We start from the raw sequence: 11,078 nt of genomic DNA, 5'->3' as shown, positions 1-11,078 counted from the left end.
CTCGTACACCGTGCACGAGGTCGGGGCCGGCGCCCAGGACCATGAGGTCACGAACTTCCGCGCACTGAACAGCGCGCAGGACGAGGACGGCGTGGTCGCCGAGATCGCGACCGCAGCGATCGTCACGTGCGCCGTCGGCCCGAACGTCCTGAAGTTCATCGCCCCGGTCATCGCCCGCGCGCTCGTCGCCCGCGACGCGGACGCCGCACCGATCGCCGTCATGGCGTGCGAGAACGCCCTGAACGCCACGGATCGCCTGCGCGAGTTCATCGTCGCCGCCCTGCCCGAGGACGGCCGCGACGCCGCCCTGGCCAAGGCCGTCTTCGCGAACACCGCCGTCGACCGCATCGTGCCCGCGCAGCCCGAAGGCGGCGGACTCGACGTCACCGTGGAGACCTACTTCGAGTGGGCCATCGACCGCACGCCCTTCGGTGGGAACGAGCCCGAGATCCCCGGCGCACACTACGTCGACGGCCTCGCCGCCTCGATCGAGCGCAAGCTCTTCACGGTCAACACCGGGCACGCCACCGTCGCGTACCACGGCTTCGTCGCCGGGGCCGACAAGATCTCGGACGCCATCGCGATCCCCGCCGTGCGCTCGGAGCTCGAGTCCGTGCTCGCCGAGACGAGCGACCTGCTCATCCGCCGGCACGAGCTCGACCCCGAGGTGCACCGTGCGTACGTGCAGGCGATCATCGGCCGGTTCGAGAACCCGCACCTGCCAGACACGGTGACCCGCGTCGGTCGCCAGCCGCTCCGCAAGCTGTCGCGTGACGAGCGGTTCGTCTCGCCCGCCGCCGCGCTGGCCGAGGACGGCACCGAGCCCACCGCGCTGCTCGACGCGATGGCCGCGGCGCTCCGCTTCGACGTCGCGGACGACGAGCAGAGCGTGGAACTGCAGGCGCTCCTGGCATCGGACGCCTCCGACGTCGACGTGGCCACGCAGATCACCGGTCTCGCTGCGGAGCACCCGCTGCACGCCGCGTTCGCCGAGCGGATCCGGTCCGCGCGCGCCTGACGACGTCCGCAAGGACGGCTTGACGACGTCCGCACGGACGGACGGGAGGCCCGTCACCAGCTGGTGACGGGCCTCCCGTCCGTTCCGGGGTCGCGACGCGTACCGTCGCCCGCATGACGAAGCACTGGGTGGCCCCACGGTTCGGCGGCAGTGAAGTCCTGGAGTCCGTCGACACCGAGGTGCCGGCACCCGGCCCCGGCGAGGTCACGATCGCCGTCCGCGCCGCCGGCATGAACCCCGCCGACATGAAGCACACCCGCCAGGGCGACCCCGCGGACCTGCCGATTGCCGTCGGGTACGAGGTCGCCGGCGTCCTGTCCGCCGTCGGTCCGGACACCGAGATCGCCTCCGGCGGGGGAGCGGTCGGCGACGAGGTCCTCGCGTTCCGCATCAGCGGCGGCTGGGCGGAGTCGGTCACGGTCCCCGCGGCCGACGTCTTCGCGAAGCCCGCCTCGCTCGGCTTCCCGGAGGCCGCCAACCTGCTCCTCGCCGGCTCGACCGCCGCGGACATGCTCCGCGTCACCCGCGCCGAGGGGCGCGACACCGTGCTGGTGCACGGCGCCTCGGGCGCGGTCGGCGTCAGCCTGCTCCAGCAGCTGCGGCTGCTCGGCACCCGCGTCATCGGCACCGCGTCGGAGCGTGGTGCGGACGTCGTGCGACGCTTCGGTGGCGAACGGGTCGCGTACGGCGACGGCCTGGAGGCGCGTGTCCGTGATCTCGCACCGTCCGGGATCGACGTGGCACTGGACTGCGTCGGCACCGACGAGGCCGTCGACGTCTCGCTCGCGTTGGTCGCGGACCGGTCACGCATCGTGACGATCGCCGCGCAGGCGCGGGCTGCATCGGACGGCATCGCCGCGGTGGGCGGCGCACAGCCGGCCAGCAAGGCGTTCCGTGACTCGGTGCGGCAGCGGCTCATCGAACTCGCCGGCGCCGGAGCGCTCGAGGTCCCGGTGGCGCGGACCTTCCCGCTGGCCGAGGCGAAGGCGGCGGCGGAACTGCTGGAGTCCGGGCACCCCGGGGGCAAGCTCGCGCTCCTGCCCTGACCGCGGCATCGAGTCGAGTGTCGTCCGCGCGGATGACGCTTGCCGGCTCGGTGGAGTGCCACACTCTGTGTGCACCGACAGCCCGCGCCGGAAGGAACCCACCGATGAGTGACCAGTACCCGCCCCGGGACCCGTACGGGCAGCAGCCGAGGCAGTCCGGACAGCAGCCGTGGAGCCAGCAGCCTCCGGGCCAGTACGCGCAGCACGGTGCGGGTCAGCCGGGTGGAGGGAGGTCCGAGCCGCCGCTCTGGGCGCCCTGGTACGGCATCCCGTTCCCCCAGGCGTTCCTGCGCTTCTGGAAGAAGTACGTGCGGTTCGACGGTCGGGCCAGCCAGTCGGAGTACTGGTTCTGGGCGCTCTGGTACCTCATCGGTTCGGCGGCCGCCGGCATCATCGGCAACGGGTTCAATGTGCTGCCGTTCGTCGACGACGGGTCGGACGGTCTCGGCAGCCTGTGGAGCCTCGCCTGCGCGCTCGGCTTCATCGCGTTGACGGTGCGGCGGCTGCACGACGTGAACCTCAGCGGCCTGCTCGCCCTGTTGTTCGTCATCCCGCCGATCGGCATCCTGTTCTCGCTGATCATCGGCCTGATCTCGTCCAACCCGCAGGGGCAGCAGTACGACCGTCCGCTGCAGCGGTGACGCGTCGGATCGGTCCTGACGGCCGCTCAGGGGTTCTGGTTGACTCGGACGTGAACATCAGCCAACACTCGAGGGGGACCACGTGAGCGACCAGTACCCGCAGGATCCGAACAACCAGCCGAGCGCCCAGTTCGGTGGCGCACCGCAGTACGGCCAGCAGCCGCCGACCGGACCCAACGGTGAACCGCCGCTCTGGGCCCCGTGGTACGGGATCTCGTTCGGCAAGGCCGTCGGACGCTTCTTCAAGAAGTACGCGACGTTCAGTGGTCGCGCCAGCCGCAGCGAGTTCTGGTGGTGGTACCTGGCGAACGGGATCGTGGCCGTCGTCCTCGGCATCCTGTACGGCATCGGCTTCGCGACTTCCGAGCGCTCGACAGTGTCGATGTCGACCGCGACCTCCACCAGCGTCCAGTCGACCGTCACCGAGCCGTCCGCGCTCTTCATCATCGTCGGCATCGTCTCCCTGCTCTGGGCCCTCGCGATCATCGTCCCGACGCTCGCCCTCGGCTGGCGCCGCCTGCACGACGCGAACCTCCCCGGTGCGCTGTGGATCATCGCGCTCTTCGTCGGCATCGTCGGGATCGTCTTCGGGCTGCTGCCGTCGAACCCGCAGGGCGCGCGGTACGACCGCCCCGTCTCGAGCCGATGAGCAACGACGGGACGCCCCAGTGGGGCCAGCCCGGCGGCGATCAGCAGCAGGGACAGCCGGGGTCCGGCGAGCAGCCCGGGTACGGGCAACAGCCGGAGTACGGGCAGCAGCCGGGTGGCTACGGGCAGCAGCCCGGCTACGGACAGCAGCCGGGCTACGGACAGCAGCCGGGCTACGGACAGCAGCCCTACCAGCAGTACGCCCATCCGTACGTCGGTGGGTACCCGCAGCTGGCGCAGCCGATACCGGTCGGCCCGGACGGCGTTCCGCCGCTGTGGGCCCCCTGGTACGGCATCGGGTTCCTCGACGCGTTCCTCCGGTTCTTCAAGAAGTACGCCCGCTTCGACGGCCGCGCCGGTCGCAGCGAGTACTGGTACTGGTTCCTGGCCAACGCCATCGTCACGATCGTGCTCTACGGGGGCTTCATCGCCCTGCTGATCGCCACCAGCCCGTCGACCACCGTGGTCGACGACTACGGGTACTCGCGCGACGTGTCGGGGGCGCCTTCGCCGTTCGCCTTCGTGCTGCTCGGGCTCTTCGTGCTGTGGTGGCTCGCCACCCTCGTGCCGAACCTGGCACTCGCGTGGCGCCGGCTCCACGACGCGAACCTGCCGGGCCCGCTCTGGCTCGTCTCGCTCATCGCGAGCCCCGCAGCCATCGTGTTCGGCTGCCTGCCATCGAGCCCGGCCGGCGCGCAGTACGACCGCCCCGACCTGCGGTAGCGCCACGAACGAGAACAGCCCGCCCCACGCGTCGAGCGCGGGGCGGGCTGTTCCCGTATCGGTGGGCTCAGACGACCCGGAGGCGGACGAGTGCGCCGTCGACGACCAGATCACGCACGGTGGCCGACGGGTCGGCGATCTGGAAGCGCAGGGCCCCGCCCGGCTGCTCGAACCACGGCTGGACGAAGCGGACGTTCACCAGGAACGGCCGGTCGACGACGTAGCGGTGGGTCTCCGGCGACGACGTCACGTGCGGGGGCAGGGACCGATTGGGTAGCGGGGTGTCGAGCGGGTGCAGCAGGTAGCCGTCCGGGCCGCCGACGCGGTCGACCGGGACGCCGGCCGGGATCTGGATGGTCAGCCCCTGCTCGCCGGCCTGCGCGACCTGCTGCGCGAGCTGCGGGTAGGTCGACGCCGCACGGTCGCGGAGCCCCTCGAGCTCGTGGCGGGGGATGTCGCGCGGTTCCGGGAACGGACGGTTCAGGAACCGGCGCAGCATCTCGACCGCGTCGTCCTCGCCCGTGGCCTGCGCGAGACGACGCGCGGTGCCGTAGTCGACGACCTCGAGCGCGTAGCCGGAGGCGTCGGTCTGGACGATGCGGAGCGCCCCCTCGACCGGCGGTTCGTGCAGGGTCTCGCCGGGGAGCTGCACGTACCGGGTCGTGTAGCCGAGCTGGTCGAGGATGGGGCGGGTGTCCGCGAACGTCATGGTCGGGAGCCTATCGGTCGGCGTGGTGCTGGGCCTTGGACGGAGCCGGGACTACGCCCGGCCGCGCATGATCGCCTGCTTGACCTCGGAGATCGCCTTCGTCACCTGGATGCCACGGGGGCACGCGTCGGTGCAGTTGAACGTCGTGCGGCAGCGCCAGACGCCTTCCTTGTCGTTGAGGATGTCGAGACGGACGTTCGCGGCGTCGTCGCGGGAGTCGAAGATGAACCGGTGTGCGTTCACGATCGCGGCGGGACCGAAGTACTGCCCGTCGGTCCAGAACACCGGGCAGGACGACGTGCACGCGGCGCAGAGGATGCACTTCGTGGTGTCGTCGAAGCGGGCGCGGTCGGCGACGGACTGCACGCGCTCCTTGCCGGGCGTCGGGGCCGACGAGGACTGCAGGAACGGCTGCACCTCGCGGTAGCTCTGGAAGAAGGGCTCCATGTCGACGACGAGGTCCTTCTCGAGCGGCAGGCCCTTGATCGCCTCGACGTAGATCGGCTTCGAGACGTCGAGGTCCTTGATCAGGGTCTTGCACGCCAGGCGGTTGCGGCCGTTGATGCGCATCGCGTCGGACCCGCAGACGCCGTGTGCGCACGAACGGCGGAAGGTGAGGGACCCGTCCTGCTCCCACTTGATCTTGTGCAGGGCATCGAGGATGCGGTCGGTCGGCAGCATCATGACGTCGAAGTCCTGCCAGCGCGGCTCGTCGTCGACGTCGGGATCGAAGCGACGGACGATGACCGTGACGGAGAAGGATCCGGGAGGGGCGTCCTGCACGGTGTCGGTGCGGGGTGCGTCGGAGACCAGGGTGTCGGTCATCTCAGTACTTCCTCTCCATCGGCTGGTACCGCGTGATGACGACGGGCTTCCAGTCGAGCGTGATGTGGTCGTCGGCGAGTGACGAGTGCGGGTCGCCCGTCAGGTACGCCATGGTGTGCTGCATGTAGTTCTCGTCGTCGCGCTTCGGGTAGTCGTCGCGCATGTGGCCGCCGCGGCTCTCCTTGCGGTTGCGTGCGGAGTAGACGACGACCTCGGCCAGGTCGAGCAGGAACCCGAGCTCGACGGCCTCGAGCAGGTCGGTGTTGAACCGCTTGCCCTTGTCCTGCACGGAGACCTGCATGAAACGGTTGCGGAGGGTGTGCAGGGTCTCGGTGACGCGGGCGAGCGACTCGTCCGTGCGGAACACCTGCGCGTTCTTGTCCATCTCCTCCTGCAGCTCCTTGCGCAGCGCGGAGACGCGCTCGGTGCCGGTCGAGGCACGGAGCTGGTCGAGCATGCCGCGGACGCCCGCGGCCGGGTCTTCCGGCAGGGGGAGGAACTCGGCGGTCTGGACCCACTCGGCGGCGTTGTTGCCCGAGCGCTTGCCGAACACGTTGATGTCGAGCAGCGAGTTCGTGCCGAGGCGGTTCGAGCCGTGCACGGAGACGCAGGCACACTCGCCAGCGGCGTACAGGCCGGGGACGACGGTGGTGTTGTCGTACAGGACCTCGGCCTTGACGTTCGTCGGGATCCCGCCCATCGCGTAGTGCGCGGTCGGCATCACGGGCACCGGCTCGACGACGGGGTCGACACCGAGGTACGTGCGGGCGAACTCGGTGATGTCCGGCAGCTTCGTCTCGAGGACCTCGGCCCCCAGGTGCGTGCAGTCGAGCAGCACGTAGTCCTTGTTCGGTCCGGCACCCCGGCCCTCGGCCACTTCCTGCACCATGCAGCGCGCGACGATGTCACGGGGTGCGAGGTCCTTGATGGTGGGGGCGTACCGCTCCATGAAGCGCTCACCCGAGGCGTTCCGGAGGATCGCGCCCTCGCCGCGGGCACCTTCGGTCAGCAGGATGCCGAGCCCGGCGAGCCCGGTCGGGTGGAACTGGAAGAACTCCATGTCCTCGAGCGGCAGGCCCTTGCGCCACACTATGCCGACGCCGTCGCCCGTCAGGGTGTGCGCGTTCGAGGTGGTCTTGTACATCTTGCCGAAGCCGCCGGTCGCGAAGATCATCGCCTTGGCGTGGAAGACGTGCAGCTCACCGGTCGCGAGCTCGAACGCGACGACGCCGGCCGGCTGCTGGCGGGTGACGCCGTCGTCACCGACCACGTCGACCATGATGAGGTCGAGCGCGTAGAACTCGTTGTAGAACTCGACGCCGAGCTTCACGCAGTTCTGGAACAGCGTCTGCAGGATCATGTGTCCGGTGCGGTCGGCGGCGTAGCAGGCCCGGCGGACCGGGGACTTGCCGTGGTCGCGCGTGTGCCCACCGAAACGGCGCTGATCGATCTTGCCCTCGGGCGTGCGGTTGAACGGCAGGCCCATGTTCTCGAGGTCGATGACGGCGTCGATGGCCTCCTTCGCGAGGATCTCGGCGGCGTCCTGGTCGACCAGGTAATCGCCGCCCTTGATCGTGTCGAAGGTGTGCCACTCCCACGAGTCCTCTTCGACGTTCGCGAGGGCCGCGGCCATCCCGCCCTGCGCCGCACCGGTGTGCGACCGGGTGGGGTAGAGCTTCGAGATGACGGCCGTCTTCGCCTTCGGGCCGGCTTCGATCGCGGCTCGCATGCCCGCGCCTCCGGCGCCGATGATGACGATGTCGAACTGGTGGTGGTGGACGGTGGTCTCGGTCACAGGGGTCTTTCCGTAGACGGTGGGAACGCGGGCAGCAACGGTGGTGGAGCTACTGCGCCGGGCAGAAGGACGGCAGGTCGGCGGCAGCGGCGCCGGCGGGGCACGGGTCGAAGGTCCAGCAGACGAGGAGCCCGAGGACGATCAGCACGACGCAGGCGGCGAGGATCGCGACGAGGAGCGTCTTGCGGATGCCCGGCTTCGACACGTAGTCGTTGACGATCGTGCGCATGCCGTTCGAGCCGTGGATGAGCGCGAGGACCAGCATGAGCGAGTCCCAGACCTGCCAGAAGGGGTTGGCCCACTTGCCGGCGACGAAGGCGAAGTCGATCTGCTTGACGCCCTCGCCAGCCACCATGTTCACGAAGAGGTGGCCGAAGATCAGCACGACGAGCAGCACGCCCGAGGCGCGCATGTAGATCCAGCCCCACTTCTCCCAGTTGGTGGTGCTGCGGGCGGCTGCGGCCGAGCGGGGAGGTTCGACGATCTGCGTGGTCATCTTCGTGCCCCTCAGTTGAAGTCCGCGACGAGGTTCATGAGCTGGCGTGGCAGGAAGCCCGCGATCGCCACCGCCCACAGGACCATGACGATCCAGAACATGGCCCGCTGGTACTTCGGGCCCTTCGACCAGAAGTCGATCAGGATGATCCGCAGGCCGTTGAACGCGTGGAACACGATGGCCATGACCAGGGCGATCTCGCCGAGGTTCATGATCGGGGTCTTGTACGTGCCGATGACCGCGTTGTACGCCTCTGGTGAGAGCCGCACGAGCGCCGTGTCGAGGATGTGCACGAGCAGGAAGAAGTAGATCGCGACGCCGGTGATGCGGTGGAGGACCCACGACCACATCCCGATCGAACCGCGGTAGAGCGTGCCCTGTGGCGTCCGAGAAGCCCGCGGGGCTTCGATCGAGACGTCGGGCACCGCGGTCGCCGTACCCCCGCCGGTGTGCTCAGCCATGAGCTCGTCCTTCCATAGGACGGGCTCGCCCGATCGGCGAGCCCTTGCCGTTCGTGTTCGTGTGGAACACGACCCATCCTATGCGCGGGCGCTGACCTTCTCGTCCCGACCGGTGCGGAGGCCCCGTCCGACGGGCGGCGCGCCGATCGTGCGGGCCGTGTCGTGGTGGTCGAGGAGCTGGTCGCCGACGGCCTCCCACGTGGTGCCCTCGACCCGGAACCGCCCTGCCGAACCCATCCGCTCGGCCAGGGCGCGGTCGTGGTGCAGCCGCAGGACTGCGTGCCGCAGGGCCTGGGGTGCGTCGGCGTCGTAGAGCTCGCCGTCGAGCCCGGGGGCGACCAGGTCGAGGGGGCCGCCGGACGCCGGTGCGATGACGGGCAACCCGGAGGCGTGCGCCTCCTGCAGGGTCTGCCCGAAGGTCTCGGCCGGACCGGTGTGCACGAACAGGTCGAGCGCCGCGTACGCGTCGGCGAGTGCGTCGCCGCGCAGAGGGCCGGTGAAGGTGACGTCGAGGTGCCGGAGCCGACGTTCGAGCGTCGCCCGCGACGGACCGCCGCCCGCCACGACGACCCGGATGCCGGGGACGCCGCCGAGTTCGGCGAGCCGCTCGACCTCCTTCTCCGGGGCCAGGCGTCCGACGTAGCCGACGATGGTCTCGCCGTTCGGAGCCAGCCTGCGGCGGAGCGCCCGCACGTGCCCGGTCGACCGGCGCGCGGGGTGGAACAGCTCGGTGTCGACGCCGCGACCCCAGCGGGCGACGCGGGGCACGCCCTCGTCGGCGAGCATCGCGGCCGTCGAGCTCGACGGGGCGAGCGTCAGCGAGGCGCCGGCGTGGATGCGTCCGAGGATCTTCCGCACCAACGGGACGGTCGCTGTCAGGCCGTTGCGGCGGGCGAACCCGGCCACGTCGGTCTGGAACACGGCGACGGAGGGGATGCCGAGCCTCCCGGCCGCCGTGATCGCACGCCCACCCAACAGGAACGGACTGGCGGCGTGGAGCACGTCGGCGCCGGAGGCGGCGAGGATCGTGTCGAGCACCGGGTGGGGGAGTGCCACCGGGAACTGGCGGTAGGCGACGGCGGGGATGCGGTGGACGTCGAAGGAGCGGTAGCGCTCGACGGCGCTGCGCGACCGGAACTGCGCGAGGCCGGGGGTGTCCGGGGCGATCACGACTGCGCGGTGACCCCGTCGTTCCAGGTGGTCGAGGACCGCCAGGACGCTGGTGGTCACGCCGTTGAGGGTGGGCAGGAAGCTCTCGGTCACGACGGCGACGGTCCGGGGGGACGTGCCGCGCTCCACGCTGCGTGCGCTCATGGTGCTGCCCATGCTCCGGGCGTGACGTGACCCGGCGGGGCCGACGACGTGAACGGGACGCGCGCGACGGGTGAACAACGCGGCGGCCGACGCTGCGGGAGCCCGCATGCGGGAATCGTGCGGAGACCACCCAGGATCCACCCGGTGGGACCGGTACGGTGAGCGAGTGGCTGACGCTCTCGAAGACTTCTACGCGATCATCCCCGCAGGGGGCATCGGATCGCGCCTGTGGCCGTTGTCGCGTGCGGACGCACCCAAGTTCCTGCACGACCTGACGGGATCCGGCACCTCGCTGCTGCGGCAGACCTGGGACCGCCTGGCGCCGCTCGCCGGCGACCAGCGGATCATGGTCGTCACCGGCCGTGCGCACCGGGTCGCGGTGGAGTCGCAGCTGCCCGGCGTCGAGGACCACAACGTGGTGCTCGAGAGCGAGCCGAAGGACTCCACGGCGGCCATCGGCCTGGCCGCGGCGATCCTGGTGCGCCGCGAGCCCGACGTCGTCATCGGCTCGTTCGCCGCCGACCACGTCATCGGTGACGCCCGCGGCTTCCGTCGTTCGGTGCGCGAGGCCGTCGCCGTCGCCCGCGCCGGCTACGTCACCACCATCGGCATCACCCCGACGGAACCCGCGATCGGCTTCGGGTACATCAACGCCGACACCGTCGCGCTCGACATCGAGGGTGCCCCGACCGCACACGCGGTGAAGTCGTTCGTCGAGAAGCCCGACCTCGACACCGCCCGCTCGTACGTCGAGCAGGGCAACTACCTCTGGAACGCCGGCATGTTCATCGCGCGCGCCGACGTGCTGCTCGCCGAGATCGGCCGGACGAAGCCGGAGCTGCTGGCGGGCATCAACGAACTCGCCGACGCCTGGGACACCTCGGCCCGTGGCGCCGTCGTCGACGCCGTCTGGCCGATGCTCGAGAAGATCGCGATCGACTACACCGTCGCCGAGCCCGCCGCCGCGGCCGGACGCATGGCGGTCGTCCCCGGTGACTTCGACTGGGACGACGTGGGGGACTTCGCCTCCCTCGCCAAGCTGCAGTCCGGCGGTCGGCCGAACAACCTCGCCGTGCTCGGGGACGGCGCCCGCATCCTGGCGGACTCGTCGAGCGGCATCGTGATCTCGCACAGCCAGCGGCTCATCTCGCTCATCGGCGTCGAGGACATCGTCGTCGTGGACACCCCGGACGCGCTGCTCGTCACCACGAGCTCGAACGCGCAGCGCGTGAAGAGCGTGGTGGATGCCCTGAAGATCAGCGGCCGGGGCGACGTCCTGTAGCGCTCCATCGACAAACCCCTCGAACTGGGGGTCTGCGCGCGACCCTGCGTTACGGGCGCGTTTCGGCGGGGTCGCGATCCCGTAACCGATCCGCACGACCCCCGCAACGGGTCCTGTACC

12 protein-coding genes are annotated in these 11,078 nt (G+C 70.4%); 6 read left to right on the top strand and 6 right to left on the bottom strand.

The annotated features are described in order from the left end of the window. The 5 genes from DEJ17_RS17110 to DEJ17_RS17090 all read left to right on the top strand — a co-directional run. On the top strand, positions 1-1,018 hold a 1,018-nt coding region (locus DEJ17_RS17110; RefSeq protein WP_110895582.1), incomplete at its 5' end, for a mannitol-1-phosphate 5-dehydrogenase. A 113-nt stretch (positions 1,019-1,131) separates the two neighbouring features. After that, entirely contained in the window at positions 1,132-2,064 is a 933-nt protein-coding gene (locus tag DEJ17_RS17105) for an NADP-dependent oxidoreductase (RefSeq protein ID WP_110895580.1), read from the top strand. 104 nt (positions 2,065-2,168) lie between these two features. Next, entirely contained in the window at positions 2,169-2,705 is a 537-nt protein-coding gene (locus DEJ17_RS17100; RefSeq protein ID WP_110895578.1) for a DUF805 domain-containing protein, read from the top strand. A gap of 82 nt (positions 2,706-2,787) precedes the next feature. After that, positions 2,788-3,354, top strand: a complete 567-nt coding sequence (locus DEJ17_RS17095) for a DUF805 domain-containing protein (protein WP_110895576.1) — start codon at positions 2,788-2,790, stop codon at positions 3,352-3,354. Continuing rightward, on the top strand, positions 3,351-4,076 hold the full coding sequence (locus DEJ17_RS17090; protein WP_110895574.1) for a DUF805 domain-containing protein: 726 nt from the start codon (positions 3,351-3,353) through the stop codon (positions 4,074-4,076). The genes DEJ17_RS17095 and DEJ17_RS17090 overlap by 4 nt, the downstream gene beginning before the upstream one ends. 67 nt (positions 4,077-4,143) lie before the next feature. Here the strand turns inward: DEJ17_RS17090 and DEJ17_RS17085 are convergent, their stop codons facing one another. From DEJ17_RS17085 to DEJ17_RS17060, 6 genes are all read right to left on the bottom strand, one after another. Then, positions 4,144-4,785, bottom strand: coding sequence for a TNT domain-containing protein (locus DEJ17_RS17085; protein WP_110895572.1), 642 nt, complete (start codon positions 4,783-4,785; stop codon positions 4,144-4,146). A 51-nt stretch (positions 4,786-4,836) separates the two neighbouring features. Continuing rightward, on the bottom strand, positions 4,837-5,610 hold the full coding sequence (locus tag DEJ17_RS17080) for a succinate dehydrogenase iron-sulfur subunit (protein WP_071244286.1): 774 nt from the start codon (positions 5,608-5,610) through the stop codon (positions 4,837-4,839). A gap of 1 nt (position 5,611) precedes the next feature. Beyond that, positions 5,612-7,405, bottom strand: coding sequence for a succinate dehydrogenase flavoprotein subunit (gene sdhA / locus DEJ17_RS17075; RefSeq protein ID WP_027466445.1), 1,794 nt, complete (start codon positions 7,403-7,405; stop codon positions 5,612-5,614). 49 nt (positions 7,406-7,454) lie between these two features. Beyond that, positions 7,455-7,901, bottom strand: a complete 447-nt coding sequence (gene sdhD, locus DEJ17_RS17070; RefSeq protein ID WP_027466446.1) for a succinate dehydrogenase, hydrophobic membrane anchor protein — start codon at positions 7,899-7,901, stop codon at positions 7,455-7,457. A gap of 11 nt (positions 7,902-7,912) precedes the next feature. After that, positions 7,913-8,362: a succinate dehydrogenase, cytochrome b556 subunit gene (gene sdhC, locus DEJ17_RS17065; RefSeq protein WP_017888739.1), complete on the bottom strand. Its 450-nt coding sequence runs from the start codon at positions 8,360-8,362 to the stop codon at positions 7,913-7,915. A 78-nt stretch (positions 8,363-8,440) separates the two neighbouring features. Next, a complete protein-coding gene (locus DEJ17_RS17060; RefSeq protein WP_258366883.1) occupies positions 8,441-9,676 on the bottom strand; it encodes a glycosyltransferase family 1 protein in 1,236 nt (411 codons plus the stop codon). 166 nt (positions 9,677-9,842) lie between these two features. Here DEJ17_RS17060 and DEJ17_RS17055 point away from each other — a divergent pair, with 166 nt between their 5' ends. After that, positions 9,843-10,958 carry a mannose-1-phosphate guanylyltransferase gene (locus DEJ17_RS17055; RefSeq protein ID WP_110895568.1) on the top strand — a complete coding sequence of 372 codons (1,116 nt, stop codon included), beginning with the start codon at positions 9,843-9,845 and terminating at the stop codon, positions 10,956-10,958. Positions 10,959-11,078: the final 120 nt, after the last annotated feature.

Source organism: Curtobacterium sp. MCSS17_011 (assembly GCF_003224275.1).
Taxonomy (GTDB): domain Bacteria; phylum Actinomycetota; class Actinomycetes; order Actinomycetales; family Microbacteriaceae; genus Curtobacterium.
The sequence above is the reverse complement of the archived record's forward strand: the minus strand, read 5'-3'. Positions and strand labels throughout refer to the sequence as shown.

What these genes read in the sequence shown, in the direction of transcription:
- DEJ17_RS17105 (WP_110895580.1), top strand. Translation starts at nt 1,132, where the DNA reads ATGACGAAGCACTGGGTGGCCCCACGGTTCGGCGGCAGTGAAGTCCTG.
- DEJ17_RS17100 (WP_110895578.1), top strand. Translation starts at nt 2,169, where the DNA reads ATGAGTGACCAGTACCCGCCCCGGGACCCGTACGGGCAGCAGCCGAGG.
- DEJ17_RS17090 (WP_110895574.1), top strand. Translation starts at nt 3,351, where the DNA reads ATGAGCAACGACGGGACGCCCCAGTGGGGCCAGCCCGGCGGCGATCAG.
- DEJ17_RS17085 (WP_110895572.1), bottom strand. Translation starts at nt 4,785, where the DNA reads ATGACGTTCGCGGACACCCGCCCCATCCTCGACCAGCTCGGCTACACG.
- DEJ17_RS17080 (WP_071244286.1), bottom strand. Translation starts at nt 5,610, where the DNA reads ATGACCGACACCCTGGTCTCCGACGCACCCCGCACCGACACCGTGCAG.
- sdhD (WP_027466446.1), bottom strand. Translation starts at nt 7,901, where the DNA reads ATGACCACGCAGATCGTCGAACCTCCCCGCTCGGCCGCAGCCGCCCGC.
- sdhC (WP_017888739.1), bottom strand. Translation starts at nt 8,362, where the DNA reads ATGGCTGAGCACACCGGCGGGGGTACGGCGACCGCGGTGCCCGACGTC.
- DEJ17_RS17060 (WP_258366883.1), bottom strand. Translation starts at nt 9,676, where the DNA reads ATGAGCGCACGCAGCGTGGAGCGCGGCACGTCCCCCCGGACCGTCGCC.